This is a genomic window from Ruegeria sp. BC5, from assembly GCF_056539205.1.
Window position 1 is genome coordinate 119,988 of record NZ_JBQFUN010000009.1, and the last position, 16,650, is coordinate 136,637.

General features: G+C 58.3%; 18 protein-coding genes. 4 read left to right on the plus strand and 14 right to left on the minus strand.

Annotated features, from left to right (window positions below):
- Positions 1-93: 93 nt before the first annotated feature.
- Entirely contained in the window at positions 94-1,728 is a 1,635-nt protein-coding gene (locus ACR0LY_RS17780) for a SulP family inorganic anion transporter (RefSeq protein WP_170351401.1), read from the minus strand.
- Between the two features lie 207 nt (positions 1,729-1,935).
- On the opposite strand from ACR0LY_RS17780, the gene ACR0LY_RS17785 reads away from it, so the two are divergent.
- The gene (locus ACR0LY_RS17785) at positions 1,936-2,808 is read left to right on the plus strand and encodes an S-methyl-5'-thioadenosine phosphorylase (protein WP_170351403.1); all 873 of its coding nucleotides are present in this window, start codon (positions 1,936-1,938) and stop codon (positions 2,806-2,808) included.
- Positions 2,809-2,814: 6 nt separating this feature from the next.
- Here the strand turns inward: ACR0LY_RS17785 and ACR0LY_RS17790 are convergent, their stop codons facing one another.
- Complete coding sequence (locus tag ACR0LY_RS17790) at positions 2,815-3,678, minus strand: alpha/beta hydrolase (RefSeq protein WP_368040153.1); 864 nt, start codon at positions 3,676-3,678, stop codon at positions 2,815-2,817.
- 227 nt (positions 3,679-3,905) lie between these two features.
- Here ACR0LY_RS17790 and ACR0LY_RS17795 point away from each other — a divergent pair, with 227 nt between their 5' ends.
- Both ACR0LY_RS17795 and ACR0LY_RS17800 read left to right on the plus strand, forming a co-directional pair.
- Positions 3,906-4,922 carry a DUF418 domain-containing protein gene (locus ACR0LY_RS17795; protein ID WP_170351405.1) on the plus strand — a complete coding sequence of 339 codons (1,017 nt, stop codon included), beginning with the start codon at positions 3,906-3,908 and terminating at the stop codon, positions 4,920-4,922.
- 51 nt (positions 4,923-4,973) lie between these two features.
- Positions 4,974-5,603 carry a LysE family translocator gene (locus ACR0LY_RS17800; RefSeq protein WP_170351407.1) on the plus strand — a complete coding sequence of 210 codons (630 nt, stop codon included), beginning with the start codon at positions 4,974-4,976 and terminating at the stop codon, positions 5,601-5,603.
- A 4-nt stretch (positions 5,604-5,607) separates the two neighbouring features.
- On the opposite strand, the gene ACR0LY_RS17805 is transcribed toward ACR0LY_RS17800, so the two are convergent.
- On the minus strand, positions 5,608-5,772 hold the full coding sequence (locus tag ACR0LY_RS17805; protein ID WP_170351409.1) for a hypothetical protein: 165 nt from the start codon (positions 5,770-5,772) through the stop codon (positions 5,608-5,610).
- 308 nt (positions 5,773-6,080) lie between these two features.
- Here ACR0LY_RS17805 and ACR0LY_RS17810 point away from each other — a divergent pair, with 308 nt between their 5' ends.
- Complete coding sequence (locus ACR0LY_RS17810) at positions 6,081-6,620, plus strand: adenine phosphoribosyltransferase (RefSeq protein ID WP_170351410.1); 540 nt, start codon at positions 6,081-6,083, stop codon at positions 6,618-6,620.
- 48 nt (positions 6,621-6,668) lie between these two features.
- Here ACR0LY_RS17810 and ACR0LY_RS17815 read toward each other — a convergent pair whose 3' ends face one another.
- From ACR0LY_RS17815 to coxB, 11 genes are all read right to left on the minus strand, one after another.
- Positions 6,669-8,087 carry an FAD-binding oxidoreductase gene (locus ACR0LY_RS17815; protein WP_170351412.1) on the minus strand — a complete coding sequence of 473 codons (1,419 nt, stop codon included), beginning with the start codon at positions 8,085-8,087 and terminating at the stop codon, positions 6,669-6,671.
- Positions 8,088-8,125: 38 nt separating this feature from the next.
- A complete protein-coding gene (locus ACR0LY_RS17820) occupies positions 8,126-8,944 on the minus strand; it encodes an MBL fold metallo-hydrolase (protein ID WP_170351414.1) in 819 nt (272 codons plus the stop codon).
- A 101-nt stretch (positions 8,945-9,045) separates the two neighbouring features.
- The gene (locus ACR0LY_RS17825; RefSeq protein WP_170351416.1) at positions 9,046-9,630 is read right to left on the minus strand and encodes a GNAT family N-acetyltransferase; all 585 of its coding nucleotides are present in this window, start codon (positions 9,628-9,630) and stop codon (positions 9,046-9,048) included.
- On the minus strand, positions 9,630-10,892 hold the full coding sequence (locus ACR0LY_RS17830; RefSeq protein ID WP_170351418.1) for a M16 family metallopeptidase: 1,263 nt from the start codon (positions 10,890-10,892) through the stop codon (positions 9,630-9,632). Before ACR0LY_RS17830 ends, ACR0LY_RS17825 begins: the two co-directional genes overlap by 1 nt.
- Positions 10,889-12,277 (minus strand): threonine synthase, encoded by a 1,389-nt coding sequence (thrC, locus tag ACR0LY_RS17835; protein ID WP_170351420.1) that lies wholly within the window; start codon positions 12,275-12,277, stop codon positions 10,889-10,891. Before thrC ends, ACR0LY_RS17830 begins: the two co-directional genes overlap by 4 nt.
- Positions 12,277-12,951 carry an SURF1 family protein gene (locus ACR0LY_RS17840; protein WP_170351422.1) on the minus strand — a complete coding sequence of 225 codons (675 nt, stop codon included), beginning with the start codon at positions 12,949-12,951 and terminating at the stop codon, positions 12,277-12,279. The genes thrC and ACR0LY_RS17840 overlap by 1 nt, the downstream gene beginning before the upstream one ends.
- 169 nt (positions 12,952-13,120) lie before the next feature.
- On the minus strand, positions 13,121-13,936 hold the full coding sequence (locus ACR0LY_RS17845; RefSeq protein ID WP_170351424.1) for a cytochrome c oxidase subunit 3: 816 nt from the start codon (positions 13,934-13,936) through the stop codon (positions 13,121-13,123).
- 22 nt (positions 13,937-13,958) lie between these two features.
- Positions 13,959-14,534 (minus strand): cytochrome c oxidase assembly protein, encoded by a 576-nt coding sequence (locus tag ACR0LY_RS17850; protein ID WP_170351425.1) that lies wholly within the window; start codon positions 14,532-14,534, stop codon positions 13,959-13,961.
- Positions 14,534-14,695 carry a hypothetical protein gene (locus ACR0LY_RS17855; protein ID WP_170351427.1) on the minus strand — a complete coding sequence of 54 codons (162 nt, stop codon included), beginning with the start codon at positions 14,693-14,695 and terminating at the stop codon, positions 14,534-14,536. Before ACR0LY_RS17855 ends, ACR0LY_RS17850 begins: the two co-directional genes overlap by 1 nt.
- Positions 14,692-15,648 carry a heme o synthase gene (cyoE, locus tag ACR0LY_RS17860; protein ID WP_170351429.1) on the minus strand — a complete coding sequence of 319 codons (957 nt, stop codon included), beginning with the start codon at positions 15,646-15,648 and terminating at the stop codon, positions 14,692-14,694. The genes ACR0LY_RS17855 and cyoE overlap by 4 nt, the downstream gene beginning before the upstream one ends.
- 76 nt (positions 15,649-15,724) lie before the next feature.
- Positions 15,725-16,636, minus strand: coding sequence for a cytochrome c oxidase subunit II (gene coxB, locus ACR0LY_RS17865; RefSeq protein WP_170351431.1), 912 nt, complete (start codon positions 16,634-16,636; stop codon positions 15,725-15,727).
- Between the last annotated feature and the right edge of the window lie 14 nt (positions 16,637-16,650).

Genomic DNA, 16,650 nt, shown 5'->3' on the forward strand with positions numbered 1-16,650 from the left:
CCCCCGAGGTATTTTCAGCCAGATGAAGCAGGGGATCCTGTATTCATCTGGTCGCAAATACCTCGGAGCGCGAGGCAGAGCCTCGCAAAATACTCAGTGGCCGCCCAGAATGCCGGTGCGAACAGAATAATCCACCGCCAGTTGGTAATCGGGGTCATCATCGCTGTCGACCATCAGATGCCCTGCTTTGTTCAGCAGCTTGTGGCAATCGCGGCTGAGGTGGCGCAGCATGACGCGTTTGCCTGCGGCCTCGTACTTCGACGCGACGTTTTCGATGGCCTGCAGCGCGGACTGGTCCACAACCCGGCTTTCTGCAAAATCCACGATCACCGTGTCAGGATCACTTGGCACATCGAACAACTCGACAAAACCCTCGGAGGAACCAAAGAACAGAGGCCCTTGGATTTCGTAGACTTTTGCGCCTTTTTCGGTTTCCGATTCACGCGTGATGGCATGGATACGCTTGGCGTTGTTCCACGCGTAGGCCAGCGCGGAGACGATGACACCAACCACAACCGCGACCGCAAGGTCTTCCATCACCGTCACCACAGTCACCAGAACGATCACGAACGCGTCCGTCAACGGCACCTTGCGCATGATCTTGAACGAGTTCCAGGCGAATGTACCGATCACCACCATAAACATCACCCCGACCAGTGCGGCCAGCGGGATTTGCTCGATCAGCGGTGAGGCAAACAAGATGAACACCAGCAGGAATAGCGCCGCCGCGATACCGGCGATACGGGTCCGGCCACCGGACTTCACGTTGATCATCGACTGACCAATCATTGCGCAGCCGCCCATGCCACCGAAGAAACCGGTGGCGACGTTGGCAACGCCTTGCGCGATACATTCCTGCGAAGCCCCGCCGCGCTTACCGGTGATCTCTCCAACAAGGTTCAACGTCAGCAGGGATTCGATCAGGCCGATTGCTGCCAGAATGACGGCATAGGGCAGGATAATTTCAAAAGTTTCCCAGGTCAGCGGCACCATCGGGATGTGGAACGGCGGCAAACCTCCCTCGATAGACGCCAGGTCACCGACGCGAGGCACATCCAAACCAAAGCCAATCACCAGCGCGGCAACGACAAAAATACCGGCTAGCGGCGCAGGAATGATGCGCGTGATACGCGGCATGACCCAGATCACCGCCATGGTCAGTGCGACCAGGCCCAGCATCGTGTAAAGCTGCAGACCCGAAAGCCATTCGCCGCCACCTACGCCATGGCCGGTGTTTTCCATGGTGCCAGGCACTTTGAACTGACCCAACTGCGCCAGAAAAATCACGATAGCCAGACCATTCACAAAGCCCAGCATCACCGGATGCGGCACCAGCCGGATGAACCGGCCCCAATGCATGGCCCCAGCGATCACTTGCAGGATACCCATCAACACCACGGTCGCGAACAAGTATTCAACCCCGTGTTGGGCTACCAGCGCCACCATTACAACGGCCAGCGCCCCGGTCGCGCCCGAAATCATGCCCGGACGGCCACCAATCAACGCCGTAATAAGACCAACCATAAAGGCCGCGTACAAACCAACCAGCGGATGCACACCGGCCACAAAGGCAAAGGCCACCGCTTCGGGCACCAACGCCAGCGCCACAGTCAGACCCGACAGCAGTTCGATCCGCAGGCGCGAGGCGGTCAGCCCTTCGTCCGGCACCCAACGAAGATCGGGTTTGGCGATACGATTGGCAAAGCTTGCCAGCATGGCTCGGGGCATGGGACGGTCCTGTTGGGTTTTTTGAGTTTCGCGCGAAAGGGGTCTTTTAGCGGCCAAGCCCCACTTGAGATACCGCGTCAGGTGGGACCCAGATATGCACCACGCGCATACCGGACCATCAGCCAACACAAACCGTTGAACCCACTTGCCAAATCCTCTGCCGCCCCTCAGACAGTTTGCAACGTATTTTTCAAGTGGAGCACAACCATGACCCAGACGAAAATCGCCATCATCGGTGGATCAGGTATCTACGATATCGACGGGCTGGAAAATGCAGAATGGGTTACGGTTGAAACGCCTTGGGGTGCGCCCTCGGACCAGATCCTGACCGGATCTCTGAATGGCGTCGGCATGGCCTTCTTACCACGCCATGGGCGCGGCCACATACATTCACCGACCGAAGTGCCTTATCGCGCCAATATCGACGCGCTGAAGCGATTGGGTGTGACGGATGTGATTTCGGTTTCCGCCTGCGGATCTTTCCGCGAGCATATGGCGCCGGGGGATTTCGTAATCGTCGACCAGTTCATTGACCGGACCTTTGCGCGCGAAAAAAGCTTTTTCGGCACGGGCTGCGTTGCCCATGTCAGCGTGGCGCATCCGACCTGCCCACGCTTGTCGGACGCTTGTGAAACCGCAGGCAAAGCTGCTGGCATCACCATTCATCGCGGCGGTACTTACCTGGCGATGGAGGGGCCACAATTCTCGTCCCTGGCGGAATCCAAGATGTATCGCGAACATTGGGGCTGCGACGTGATCGGCATGACCAATATGCCCGAGGCGAAACTCGCCCGCGAGGCCGAGCTCTGCTATGCCTCAGTCGCCATGGTTACAGATTATGACAGCTGGCACCCGGATCACGGCGAAGTCGACGTAACCGCCATTATCGCCACCCTTACCGGGAATGCGGAAAAAGGCCGGGCAATGGTAAAAGGCCTGCCTGACCTGCTGGGGGCCGAGCGCGCGCCCTGCCCCCATGGCTGTGACCGGGCACTGGAATTCGCAATCCTAACCGCACCCGAGAAACGCGATCCAGCACTGCTGGCCAAGCTGGATGCAGTCGCTGGGCGAATTCTTTAACCTACGCTATTGCGCAAGGGTCTGCTGCACCTCATCCCACAACCCATGCGACCAGAGGTCGTTATGGGTGCCGTCGGGGATGACATGCAGCTCGGCGGTGTCGCCCGACATCGCCGCCAGCGCCTGGCCATGATGCAGCGGGACGGTTTCATCCTGGGTACCGTGGAAGATCAGTATGGGCACCGTAACGTCGCCGATAAAGTCGCGGGTTGCGAACTGATCCTTCATCAAGGCTGAGACCGGCAAGAACGGATACCGCTCGGCCGCCACATCCACGGTTGCAGTGAAAGGTGCCTCAAGCACCAAAAGCTGCGCATTTGGGCGCTCGGCGGCGACGGCAGCCGCGACGCCGGTTCCAAGGCTTTGACCGTGCAGGACGACAGCTTCGCCTTCGGTATCCAACCGGTCGAACATCTGTATCCCATCCGTGATTAGCGCCAGTTCCGAGGGCTCACCTCCGCTGCCCGGAAAACCGCGATAGCTGGGGGCGAACAGACCAAAGCCGCTGTTGAGGATTTCCCGCAGCCGGTCTGCCCGGTCACCCAGATTGCCGCTTTGACCGTGAAAGAACAAAACCGTCGGCGCGCCATCGGTGGCCGGCGGCGCCGACCACGCTGTCAGAACAACCCCGTCAGACATGGGCAGAGAGATCAAGTCAACATCCGCCAGCCCAACCTCATTGGGGGCGGGCAATTCTCCGGACGGTTTGTATAGCAGCTCATCCTGATTAGCGTACATGTACCCCACGATCCCGGCGTAAATCACGACGCTGATCAGGATCAGAAGGATCAGCACACGTTTCAACCGCCCGTCGTTTGAGCGGGACATGTCCTTGAACGCTTTTGTATAGTCGGGATGTGTCTGCGTCACCTTCGCCTCCGATCCTTTGATATGCCCTAGGTTGTAGGGCCAGACCGGCGTTTCAAGGACGGTACGCACGCTTTAACACAATCTTTAACTTACTCAACTCGGGCACATTGTGACCGATGAAGGTGGCAAGGTCGCCCTGATCCTCGCAATTTGTTTATCTTAAACACGCCACAGAACCGCATTTGTGCCACAAAATCATTTCAGTACACCCCAAACAGAGGAGCACCATGAAACGACTCGAAGCCCTGGACGCCGCCCGCTTTTTTGCTTTCTGCGGCATGGTGCTGGTGAACTTCCGCATCGCGGCGCAAGTTGCGCCGGGCCAAGACTGGGCGTCGGGTTTTGTCGACGCATTGGAGGGGAGGGCCGCCGCACTGTTCGTCATTCTGGCCGGTGTAGGATTGGGTCTGTCGAGCATCCCCGCTGGTGTGCTGCTACGGCGCGCGGCCTTTCTGTTCGTTCTCGGCCTGATCAACATGACCGTGTTCGACGCCGACATTCTGCATTTCTATGCATTGTATTTTGTGGTGGGGGCCGTGTTTCTTTCGGCCTCGGGACGTTTGTTGTGGCTGGGGGCGTTGGGGATTGTTGCGCTGGCCGTTTTGGCCAACCTTATCTTTGACTATGAGCGGGGCTGGGATTGGTCCACGCTCAGCTATACCGACCTCTGGACCCTGCCCGGCTTTTTACGAAATGCAATTTTCAACGGTTGGCACCCGGTTTTACCTTGGGCTGCTTTCCTGCTGATCGGCATGGCCATCGGGCGATCACAGCTTCGAACGATCTGCATTCAACACCGCCTGATCATGTGGGGATTTGGCGCTGCCGTGTTGGCCCTTATTCCACAAAGGTTGATGTCCGAACCGGAATTGGTTGCCTATCTAGGCACTGCGTCGATTCCGCCAGGGCCGTTCTATATCCTGGCCAGCACCGGATCGGCGTGCGTGGTGATCGGACTGTTGCTGAAGCTATGGCCGAAGATCGAAAAACTGCGCTTTGGCTCTGCCCTGACCGCTCCGGGACGGCAGAGCCTGACCCTATATGTGGCGCATATCCTGATCGGGATGGGATTGCTGGAGGAGCTTGGTTTGCTAAATGGCACACTCAAACCAACACAGATCGTGGTTTACGCGCTCGGGTTCTGCGCTTTGTCCTCGGGTTTTGCCCTATTGTGGTTCCGCCGGTTCAAGCGCGGCCCACTTGAGGCATTGATGCGTCGCGTCACCGAGCCACGAAAGGCTTGACCTCACCGTCGCGGCGGGGCTTGGTGAGGGCGAAACCAAACGGGTAACCCCATGTCTTTTGAACTTTGGCTGGCTTTCGTGGCCGCATCGACCGCCTTGCTGCTTATCCCCGGCCCGACTGTGTTGCTGGTGCTTAGCTATGCCTTATCAAAAGGGCGCAGCGTCGCCGTGGCCTCGGCCACAGGGGTGGCGGTAGGGGATCTGGTTGCAATGACCGCTTCGCTACTGGGGCTGGGGGCGCTGGTGCTGGCCTCGGCTACTTTGTTTTCTGTGCTGAAATGGGTGGGTGCGGCCTATCTTGTGTGGCTGGGAATCAAGCTGCTGCGCAGTGCGCCCTCGGGCGGGTTAGAGGCGCCAGCGACCGGGCGAAACGTCACCGCACAAAGTGTCTTTGGCCATGCCGCCGCCGTTACGGCGCTGAACCCGAAATCCATTGCCTTTTTCATCGCCTTCGTACCGCAATTCCTGCGTCCGGCGGACCCATTGGGCCCGCAATTCGCTATCCTGATCGCGACTTTCGTGGGTCTGGCCTGGCTGAACGCACTGGCCTATGCGCTGCTGGCTGACCGGCTGCGCCGGATGATCGGACGCGCCGAGGTAATCACTGCGATGACCCGGTTCGGAGGGCTGACTTTGATTGGAATGGGGGTTGCAACCGCTGTGCTGCGCCGCCCGGCCTGAGGGTTCAGCTCGCTTCGTGTTCTTTCATGAACCCACGGATAAAACGTCGTATTTCGCGAGCGGCTGATGTATCCAGTTCCCTGCACAATTCAACAAATGCGTCCCGTTCATCCTTGTCCAGGCGCAGGACCAACTGGCTGTTTTTCTTGGCAGATACCTTGCTGTCCATCTTTCCCGCACACCCTGTTCAATGCCTAAATCCACAAGCGATACACTGCATATACAATGCATAGCAATTTCAGGTACCGGCGACCTACCAACAAAACAGAGTTTTGGCAATCAACCTTCCCGCGACTCAGGCATTCCATTTACCAGTCCGGCGCGTCCATCGTGGCCACCTACCGCACAGCATCGCTATTTCGTATTATCAAAGCTCAATTCCGCTCCCTGTCGGGAAGTCAGCGATAATCTTTCCTTGCAAGGCTGTCCCCAATGGGCCAAATACGCCCGCGTGTTTTGACGTCAGAGGGATTGGCAATGTCCAGAAACAAGTCGGTCAAGGATTACATCCGAACCATCGTCGATTTCCCGCATGAGGGGATCATGTTTCGCGACGTCACCACACTGTTCGCTGATCCGCGCGGTTTTCGTATGGCAATCGACCAGATGTTGCACCCCTACGCGGGTGAGCAGATCGACAAAGTCGTGGGCCTCGAGGCGCGCGGCTTCATACTGGGCGGTGCCATCGCCCATCAGCTGAGTGTTGGCTTCGTGCCGATCCGCAAAAAGGGCAAACTGCCCGGCACCACCATCAGCCAGGATTACAAACTGGAATATGGTGAGGCCATCGTCGAGATTCACGATGACGCCATTCAACCGGGCGAGAAAATCCTTGTCGTCGACGATCTGCTGGCAACGGGCGGCACCGCCGCTGCCGGGATCAAGCTGATTGAACGGCTGGGGGGTGAGATCGTATCATGCTCGTTCATTGTCGACCTGCCGGAACTGGGCGGCCGCAAGGCGTTGGAAGACATGGGTATGGATGTGCACGTTCTGTGCGAATTCGAAGGGCTGTAAACGCCCGTCATTCAATTTCCCAAAGGCAAGGCGCGGGAAGCGGCACGATCAATCCGCCCTCAAAACCGCACCCGGATTCATGATCCCCTGCGGGTCCAGCGCAGCTTTGATGGCACGCATTGCAGACAGCTTTGTCGCGCCGCCATAGCGCTCAAGATCATCGACTTTCAGACGCCCTACCCCATGTTCGGCACTGACCGAGCCACCAAAGGCCTCCACCAGATCATGCACAGCGTGTTTGACGGCCTGTCTCTCGTCATCAAACTCCGAACGGCTGTGGCCCAAGGGCGGGAACACGTTGTAGTGCAGATTGCCATCACCAACGTGACCAAAACAGTTGATGCGGAACAACCCAAGCGCGGCCACGACCTCGGCCCCGCGTTGAATGAATTCGGGAATTCGGGAAATCGGGACCGAGATATCGTGACTGGACACCGACCCGATCAGCCGGTTGGCCTCGGGGATACGCTCGCGCACGGCCCATAGGTCCATACGCTGCGCCTCGCTTTGCGCAATAACCGCCTCCCCGACGAGGCCAGCTTTGTCCGCTTCGATATACAGCGTTTCCAGCGCGTCGGCGGGCGAGTGCCCCGCAAACAATCCAAGCTCGATCAGAACGCACCATTCAGGCTGGGTCTCAAATGGCTGGCGCACATCTGGCAAAACCTCGGTCAGGAATTGCAGCCCCTGCTTGTGGATCAGCTCAAAGGTGCTGACCGCTTCACCCAGTTGGTCGTGGGCCAATGATAGTAAATCGATCGCCGCTTGGGGCGAAGCGACCTGAACCATCGCGGTTCCGACCGCCTCGGGCCGCGGAGAAAGTTTCAACGAGGCGGCGGTGATGATCCCCAATGTACCCTCCGCACCTATCAGCAGGTTACGAAGATCATAGCCGGTGTTGTCCTTGCGCAACCGGCTGAGCCCGTTCCAGATTTCACCGCTGGGCAGAACCGCCTCAAGCCCCAAACAAAGGTCGCGCGCATTGCCATAGCGCAACACGTTGACCCCACCCGCATTGGTAGCAAGGTTGCCCCCGATCCGGCACGATCCCTGCGCTGCAAGAGCCAGAGGGAATAACCGGTTCGCCTCTTCCGCGGCGGTTTGTACATCAGCCAGAATGGCACCTGCCTCGGCAATCAGAATGTTTTCGGTCGGGTAAACCGCCCGGATCGCGGTCATCCTCTCTAACGAGATCAAGAGGGGCGCTGGCCCGTCCGGCATTACCTGTCCGCCTACCAGCCCTGTGCCACCACCGTAAGGCACTACCGGTACCCGCTTATCCAAGGCCAATCGAACCAGCGCTGCTACTTCATCAACCGTTCGCGGTAAGGCCAACAAACCGGCATGTCCGGTAAAACGCCCCCGTGGCTCTTCCAGATAGCGTTCCGTGACCGGGCGCATAATATCTTCACCCAGATCAGCCCGGATCAGACGGGCCAGTTTCTCATCGGCAGGATTCAGTGTCATGCCAACTCATTGCCCAAGCGAACGCGCCCGGACAAGCCCTATTCCAGTTCGATCAGATACTGCGGCTCCAGCACGACCACTGTTGGCTGACTTGGCAGAGTACGCAGCGACACGGTGATTTCGGTCGCTCCCTTGCGTTCAACCGGAAAATCATTGCGGATATCGACCAAAAACCGGTCCAGCGAAAAGCCGGAAAACCAGTGCATCGGGATGATAACGGAACTTTTCAGCCGCTTGAGGACCGAGATCATCTCGGGCAGAGGCATCGTCGTTCCCCCATCCACCGCCGCCATGACAACATCCAGCCGCCCCAACGCCGCAAATTGTTCATCGGATGGTATATGGTGCAAATGGCCCAGATGGCCGATGCACAGCCCTTCCACCTCGAACACAAAGATCGAATTGCCGCGCTCTTCAACGCCGCCATACGCAGATCGGATATCGGTCGAGACATTGCGCACCAGCATCTCGCCCAGATCAAGGTAATGATCGATCCCCAGCCCAAACTCGCCCCACCCCGGCAACACATGCGGGATTGCAGGATCGGGATGAGCGGTCCAATGAGTACTGTGCGCATGGTTCATGGTGACCACATCCGGGATCAAATCGGCACTACCGATAAAGCCGGTGAAATCCGTCACTGCGTTCAACCCGCCCTGCGTCTGGATCAGGAAAGAGGCATGGGCGATATAGCTGATCCGCACGGAAAATTCCGGGATCGGGTCCTGCCACGCCGCCTTGTGAATATACTCGATCCCCGGCGCGGCATCCGCGATGGCGATACAATGGCTCGGCCGCCGCTCCTGCGCCACAGCCCCGCCCGAGATCACCATCAATACCGCAACAATCCAGCGCATGGGGCAAGTGTAGCGCAGAACGCCAACAAGTCATGCCCCTTGTTCATCTGGCCAAAAATATCTCGGGGGAGGCGCGGCTGGCCGCGCCGGGGGCAGAGCCCCTAGCCCGCGTCCGTCTTGCCGCGCCGATCCGACCGCAGGCTGGCATACAGGACATGCGTCCGCCACCGCCCGTTGATCTGCAGATAAGACTGCGCCACGCCTTCATATTTAAAGCCCGAGCTTTCCAGCAACCCGCGCGAGGGCTTGTTTTCGGGCAGGCAGGCGGCCTCGATCCGGCTCAGATCCAAGCGGGTGAAGGCATAGTGGACAATCGCGCCAATCGCCTCGCGCATATACCCGTTGCGGGCAAAGGTTTGACCGGTCCAATATCCCAGCGTCCCGGCCTGCGCCGGGCCGCGTCGCACGTTGTCCAGCGTGATCGCCCCCAGAAGCACATCATCGGATCGACGGAATAGGAACAAAGGAATCGCTGTGCCACTGGCCACTGAACGCTGCGCCCAGTAGACGCGATTGGTGAAAGATTTGCGCGTCAGATGATCCTTAGCCCAGATCGGCTCCCACGGGGTAAGGAATTCTTGGGACGCTCGCCGCAGCGCCGCCCAATCGTTGAAATCAGAGTGAACGGGCGGGCGCAGGCTTAGGCGCTCGGTCTCGAGTTTCAGCTTGCGTCTGCCCAACAGCATCACGCCGCACGCCTCTCCTGCAATTCTGACAGCGTGGGCGCGGCGGAAACTGGACCGTAGAGCGCCAAGGCCGCCGGCGCCTGAAGCGCCATCTTTTCCGCAAACGCACGAACATCCCCCGTGCTGACTGCATCGATCTTGGCGACCGTATCCTCAAGCGACGGCACCCGGTCCCAAATCTGAACCAGACGCGCCAGACGTTCCGCCCGGTTTGATGGGCTTTCCAGCCCCATCAGCATCCCGGCTTTCATCTGCGCGCGGGCGCGGGCAACCTCTTCGGCGCTCATGTCTTCGGCGGCACGCTTCATCTCATCGATGGTAATCGTGGCCAGCTCTGCGACCTGATCCGCCGAGGTGCCTGCGTAGATCGTTGTTGTTCCGGTATCAGCATAGGCCCCGGTCTGCGCAAAGATCGTGTAGCATAGGCCACGCATCTCGCGCACCTCCTGAAACAGGCGCGAGGACATGCCGCCACCCAAAGCGGTGGAGTAAATCTGTGCCGTATAGATCTCATCGTCGCGGTAGCCGGGGCTTTCCAGCGCGAGTGCGAAATGGGCTTGTTCCAGCTCTTTCTCTTGTCGCGCTTCGCCACCGGTGAAGCGGGCCGTTTCAGGAACCAGCCCTTTGCGCGGTTGCAGATGGCCAAACATCTCTTCGGCCATTTTCATCAGCGCGTCGTGATCCACCGCGCCCGCGGCAGACAAGATCATCTGTTCCGGCCCGTAGTGCTCAGCGACAAAACCCGACAAGTCCTCGCGCGAGAAGGCGCTGACCCGCTCAGTCGGGCCCAGAATGGTGCGGCCCAGCGGTTGATCGTGATAGCTCTGCTCTTGCAACCAGTCAAAAATCACGTCGTCCGGCGTGTCATAAGCCTGGCCGATCTCTTGCAGGATCACGCCGCGCTCGACCTCGATCTCGCGCGGGTCAAAGATAGGGTTCAGAACGATGTCACCAATCACGTCCATCGCCAGCGCCACATCGTCTTTCAGAACGCGTGCGTAATAGGCCGTCACCTCGCGCGAGGTATAGGCGTTGATATACCCGCCCACATCCTCGATCGCTTCGGCGATCTGCAGCGCAGACCTGCGCTCAGTTCCCTTGAACGCCATATGTTCAAGGAAATGGGCAATACCGTTCTGCTCGATCCGTTCATGCCGCCCACCGGCGGTTACCCAAATGCCGATGGCCGCCGATTGCAGCCCCGGCATATGTTCACTGACGATACGAAAGCCGTTCTTCAATTGGTCTTGTCTGACAGTCACTCAGCAATATGCCTTTTGATATGATCCTCAATGGCACCCAGATCATTGGCGATGCGGGTCACCCGTTCCGGACGTTCATATAGATCAGACATGCGAGAGGGAAGAGGCGGATGTACGTCACTCGCCTTCTCAACCGCCGCCGGGAATTTCGCCGGATGAGCGGTGGCCAAAGTGATCATCGGAACGTCAGCCGCACGGTGATCTTCGGCGACCTTGATACCGACCGCGGTGTGCGGGCAAACCAGCTCGGCGCTGTGGGCCAATGCGGATTTGATGGTGGCCAGTGTTTCATCCTCGGACACGCGGCCCGAGTCGAAATTCTCGCGCAGTGCTTCCATCGCGCCCTGACTGACGTTGAAGCCGCCATTCTTCAGCTCATCCATCAACTGCGATACAGCGCTGCCATCCTCGCCATAGGCATAGTACAGCGCACGTTCAAAGTTCGAGCTGACCTGAATATCCATCGACGGGCTGATCGAAGGAATGGTGTCGCCCTTGAAGTACCCCTGCCCCGAAAGGCAGCGATGCAGAATGTCGTTCTGATTTGTGGCCACAACCAACCGATCAATGGGCAGCCCCATGCACTTGGCGATATAACCGGCAAAGATGTCACCAAAATTGCCGGTAGGCACGGTGAAGCTGACCTTGCGATGCGGTGCCCCCAGGCTGGCCGCAGCCGAGAAATAGTAGACCACCTGCGCCAACACGCGGGCAAAGTTGATCGAGTTCACACCCGCCAGTTTCACCCCATCGCGAAATTCGAAATCGTTGAACATGTCCTTTACGGCAGCCTGACAATCGTCAAAGTCGCCATCAACGGCCAATGCATGCACATTGCTGTCTGCCGGCGTGGTCATCTGGCGGCGTTGCACCTCGGACACACGACCATGGGGGAACAGAATGAACACGTCCACGGCATCCAGCCCCCGGAACGCCTCAATCGCGGCCGAGCCCGTATCGCCGCTGGTTGCGCCCACGATGGTCACACGTTCACCGCGCCGCTTCAGGGCCACCTGGAACAGTTGCCCGATCAGTTGCATGGCAAAGTCTTTGAACGCCAGTGTCGGACCGTGGAACAACTCCAGTAGGAAGTGGTTTTCGTTCAGCTGCTTCAGTGGCGCACGGGCATCATGACCAAAGCCTTCATAGGCGCGGGCGATGATCGCCTTGAACTCATCCTCGGCAAAGGACCCGCTGACATAGGGCCACATCACGCTGAACGCGATTTCCTCATAGGGCAACCCTGCCAATGCTGCGATCTCTTCCTGGCTCATCACCGGAATTTCGGCAGGCAGGTACAGGCCACCATCGCGGGCCAGCCCGGTCAGCATCGCCTCTTCAAAGGTCAGTTCAGGCGCTTGGCCACGGGTCGAGATGTATTTCATTACTCTTCACTTTCAGAAGGGGCGCGATTGCGCCACAGGAAATAACCGGTCATCGCGGCCCAGACCAGAGCCAGACCAAACCATGTGATTGCATATTGCAGGTGGTCATTGGGAATACCCGCAGTGTCGACAGGCAGGGGCGTCACGCCCGGGTCAGTTTGTGAACGGGCGATAAGAAACACCGGTTCAGCCCCCAAAGCAGCGGCCAGATTGGGCACGTCGCGGGCAAACCAGATATTGCTTTCCATGTCCGGTTCGGGTGTGTACCCGTCGACCTCATCGGGCCAATGCAGATTACCCGTTACCTCCATCTGACCCACCTGCCGTTCAGCCTGCTTGGCAGTGGTCGGAACAAACCCCCGGTCTACAAGAATTGTTCGGTCTTCAGTGCTGAAACGCTGAATAATGCGGTAACCTGCGCCAACAAGTTTGACCGAAACCAGAACATGGATTTCCCCGGGCTCCATCTCACCAGAAATCGTTACCGGCAAGTACTTGTCATCCTCAGGAGAAACGCTGTCGGGTAAGGCAACCGGTGCTGCCGTGATGCGAGTATCAATCTCGGACAGAACACCCTGTTTCCATGTCAGTCGCTGCATCTGCCAGAAGCCCAGAGACAACAGGATCGCCACACCGGCAATACCAAATATCAGCAGGAACAGGATGCGGCGCATATCGGGACCAGATTTCGTTACCTAAAGGCTCGGGTTGAACCGGCGCCTTGTTAAGGGTGCCACGTGCAAGATTGCAACCACGCAATTGTATCGGGCGCAATCTTGCGCCCTGGATAGAGAAAAAGCCGCCCCTTGGGGCGGCTTTTGCAATTGGATCGCCTGACCGGCGTTAAATCAGCGGGGCCTGACCCCAGATGTAGACGGCGAAGAACAGGAACAGCCAGACGACATCCACAAAGTGCCAGTACCAGGCTGCCGCTTCAAACCCGACGTGTTTTTCAGGGGTAAAGTCACCGCGTAGCGCCCGGATCAGGCAGACCGAAAGGAAGATGGTACCGATGATCACGTGGAAACCGTGGAACCCGGTGGCCATGAAGAAGTTAGAATAGAACTGATCGTCGCCGAATTTCCAGCCTTCGTGCGCCAGCAATTCATAATATTCAAAGCCCTGCAGGGCAGTAAATGCGATACCCAGTACGATACCGATAGCCAGACCGTTGATCAGCGCCTTGCGGTCATTGTCATGCACCAGCGCGTGGTGCGCCCAGGTGATCGCACAGCCCGACAACAGCAGAACCAGCGTGTTGATCAGCGGCAGGTGGAAGGGGTCAACCGCGTGAATATCCGGCTGGATGTACTCGGTGCCAGCATAGTCGTACATCGGATACATGCGGTGTTTGAAGAACGACCAGAACCAGGCGAAGAAGAACATCACCTCGGACATCACGAACAGGATGAAACCATAACGCAGACCGATGCGTACCACCGGTGTGTGATCACCGGCGCGGCTTTCGGCCACAACCTCGGACCACCAGGCGAACATGGTGTAAAGAACGGCCACCAGACCGGCCCAGAACACAAACGGTGTAACACCGTGCATCCAAAGGACGGCCCCGAACAGCATCACAAAGCCACCGATCGCGCCGATCAGCGGCCAGATCGACGGGGCCAGAATGTGATAATCATGGTTTTTTGCGTGTGCCATCAGCGTCCCTCACCTACAGGCGTTAGTTCGTATTTGTATCTGCCTGCTCATCCAGGGCTGCGTAGCCCTCGGGCAGGTCTATTTCGTAGAATGTATACGACAGAGTAATCGTATGCACATACTTGGCTTCCAGATCCTCGACGATTTCCGGGTCGACGAAGAAGGTTACCGGCATCTGCACCCGCTCACCGGGTTGCAGCACCTGCTCTTCAAAACAGAAACAGGCGATTTTCTGAAAATACCCACCGGCCGAATACGGCGCGACGTTGTAAGACGCCTGCCCGGCAATCGGACGGTCGGTCGGGTTGTGGGCTTCGTAAAAGGCCAATCCGGTCTCACCGATGCGCACTTCCATCTCACGCTCGACCGGTTTGAACTCCCACGCCATGCCTTTGGCTTTCGAGGCGTCAAAGCGGACAGTGACCTTGCGGTCCAGAATATCCTCGGGCGCGGTTTCGGCCACACCAACCGTACCGCCAAAACCAGTGACCCGGCAGAACCAGTCGTAAAACGGCACCGCCGCCCAGGCCAAACCGCCCATCAGCACGACCACACTGACCGTCTGCATCACTGTTTTTTGCGGACCGGACAAGGCCATCAGTTCTGAACCTCTTGTGTCGGCTGACCCAGGCCAGTGCCCGAGACTTTTACGATCGTTAGCCCAAAGATGATCACAATGAAGGCAGCCAGCGTCAGACCCACCCCCAGATTGCGGTTGAACCGGCGCTGGTGCAGCTCATGGCTTTTGCGCAGACTCATGACCAACCTCCCAATCCATAGGGTTTCAACAACGCCTCAGCCAGAATCGCGCCGAAGTGCAGGAACAGGTAGAGCAGCGACAGCTTAAAGAATGAGCGCTCGACCTTGAAGTTATCTGCCTCTGAGTCATCCTCGGTGCGACGCGAGATCTGCCACGCTCCGCGCAGGAACAGGGCGTTCATCACAACAGCAACGGTCAGATAGATCGGGCCACCGATGCCCGAGAAGGACGTGCCAACCGCCAGCAGCGCCAGCAGTACGGTGTAAACAAGAATGTGCCAGCGCGTCGCGCGGCGGCCGTGTGTCACGGTCAGCATCGGCACACCCGCATCGTCGTAATCCGAGCGCATGAACAGCGCCAGAGCCCAGAAATGCGGTGGAGTCCACATGAAGGTCAAGGCAAACATCAACCACGGCTCAAGCGTCATCGACCCCGTGGCCGCGACCCAACCGATTACCGGAGGGAAAGCCCCTGCCGCACCACCGATCACGATGTTCTGCGGCGTCGAACGCTTTAGCCACATCGTGTAGACCACGACATAGAAAAAGATGGTGAAACCCAGGAAGGCTCCGGCAAACCAGTTCGTTGCCAGACCCAGCATGATCACCGACAGGCCAGACAGCGCCAGCCCAATGGCCATGGCCTCGCCAGCATCAACCTTGCCGGACGGAATCGGACGGCCTTTGGTGCGCTTCATCACCTTGTCAATGTCAGCGTCCCACCACATGTTCAGCGCACCCGAGGCACCACCACCGATGGCAATGAACAAGATGGCGCAGAAGCCGACAAAGGGATGGACCGGCACAGGTGCCGCCAGCAGACCGACAAGCGCCGTGAACACCACCAACGACATGACCCGCGGCTTCAGCAGGGCGAAATAGTCGCCAAAGCTGGCCTCGTCCGCGCGGGTCTGCGCGGTCACGGTGCTGGCATTGAAGCTTGCGTCGCTCATGTCGGGTCCTTTTGGGGCGAAAGCTGCGCGATCACCGCGCAGCCTGCATCATGTATTCATCCGGCCAATGCCCGGATCAGTTCGAAGCAACCTGATAGGCCGCAGGCTGACCTGCGTACTCTTCCAGAGCGCCTTGCAGCCATTGCTCATAGGCTTCTTCGCTGACAACCTTGACGGTGATCGGCATGTAAGCGTGGTCCTTTCCGCACAGTTCAGAACACTGACCGAAATAGATGCCTTCCTTGTCAGCCTGGAACCACAGCTCGGCCAGACGACCCGGTACGCCGTCCTGCTTCACGCCAAAGGACGGGATGGTCCAAGAGTGGATCACGTCCGACGCAGTCACCTGCATAACGATGATCTTACCGACCGGCACAACAACGGCCGTATCGGTGGCCAGCAGCCACTCATCATCGCTGTAACCGGAATCGGCCAGCTTAGCGCGCATCGCATCATCCAGAACGAACGGCGTTACGTCGGCATCCGCCGGGCGGGCACCTTCGTCCAGAGTTGCGGGGTGACCCAGCAGATAGCTGTCGAACGCAAAATCGTGATCAACATATTCGTAGGTCCAGTACCACTGGTTGCCCACCACTTTGATTACCACGTCACCTTCGGGAATTTCCTGCTGTTTGAACAGAACCGGAAGTGAGAACGCACCGATAAAGACCAGAACCAGGATCGGCCCCAGGGTCCAAGCAATTTCAACCGGGGTATAGTGCGAGAATCGCGCCGGTGTCGGGTTTGCGCGCTGATTGTAACGCATGATGCAGTAGACCAGTAGACCCGCGACCAGCAGACAGATGACGGTGATGATCACCAGAATCATCGCGTCCAGTCTGTGAATCCCCACGGCAAGGTCTGTAGCTGCAGGCTGGAAATTTACACCGCCGGCAACCGGCTTGCCAATAATCTCAAGCTCCTGAGCCATGGCGGGAAGGCTGGAGAGGGCTGTTGCAAGCCCGGAAAGCATCAAAGCGTTCTTCATTTTCTGTCCTGATC

Bases quoted from the DNA above. Each gene is read 5' to 3' on its own strand.
- ACR0LY_RS17780 (WP_170351401.1), bottom strand. From the start codon at position 1,728: ATGCCCCGAGCCATGCTGGCAAGCTTTGCCAATCGTATCGCCAAACCC.
- ACR0LY_RS17785 (WP_170351403.1), top strand. From the start codon at position 1,936: ATGACCCAGACGAAAATCGCCATCATCGGTGGATCAGGTATCTACGAT.
- ACR0LY_RS17795 (WP_170351405.1), top strand. From the start codon at position 3,906: ATGAAACGACTCGAAGCCCTGGACGCCGCCCGCTTTTTTGCTTTCTGC.
- ACR0LY_RS17800 (WP_170351407.1), top strand. From the start codon at position 4,974: ATGTCTTTTGAACTTTGGCTGGCTTTCGTGGCCGCATCGACCGCCTTG.
- ACR0LY_RS17805 (WP_170351409.1), bottom strand. From the start codon at position 5,772: ATGGACAGCAAGGTATCTGCCAAGAAAAACAGCCAGTTGGTCCTGCGC.
- ACR0LY_RS17810 (WP_170351410.1), top strand. From the start codon at position 6,081: ATGTCCAGAAACAAGTCGGTCAAGGATTACATCCGAACCATCGTCGAT.
- ACR0LY_RS17815 (WP_170351412.1), bottom strand. From the start codon at position 8,087: ATGACACTGAATCCTGCCGATGAGAAACTGGCCCGTCTGATCCGGGCT.
- ACR0LY_RS17820 (WP_170351414.1), bottom strand. From the start codon at position 8,944: ATGCGCTGGATTGTTGCGGTATTGATGGTGATCTCGGGCGGGGCTGTG.
- ACR0LY_RS17825 (WP_170351416.1), bottom strand. From the start codon at position 9,630: ATGCTGTTGGGCAGACGCAAGCTGAAACTCGAGACCGAGCGCCTAAGC.
- thrC (WP_170351420.1), bottom strand. From the start codon at position 12,277: ATGAAATACATCTCGACCCGTGGCCAAGCGCCTGAACTGACCTTTGAA.
- ACR0LY_RS17840 (WP_170351422.1), bottom strand. From the start codon at position 12,951: ATGCGCCGCATCCTGTTCCTGCTGATATTTGGTATTGCCGGTGTGGCG.
- ACR0LY_RS17845 (WP_170351424.1), bottom strand. From the start codon at position 13,936: ATGGCACACGCAAAAAACCATGATTATCACATTCTGGCCCCGTCGATC.
- ACR0LY_RS17850 (WP_170351425.1), bottom strand. From the start codon at position 14,534: ATGGCCTTGTCCGGTCCGCAAAAAACAGTGATGCAGACGGTCAGTGTG.
- ACR0LY_RS17855 (WP_170351427.1), bottom strand. From the start codon at position 14,695: ATGAGTCTGCGCAAAAGCCATGAGCTGCACCAGCGCCGGTTCAACCGC.
- cyoE (WP_170351429.1), bottom strand. From the start codon at position 15,648: ATGAGCGACGCAAGCTTCAATGCCAGCACCGTGACCGCGCAGACCCGC.
- coxB (WP_170351431.1), bottom strand. From the start codon at position 16,636: ATGAAGAACGCTTTGATGCTTTCCGGGCTTGCAACAGCCCTCTCCAGC.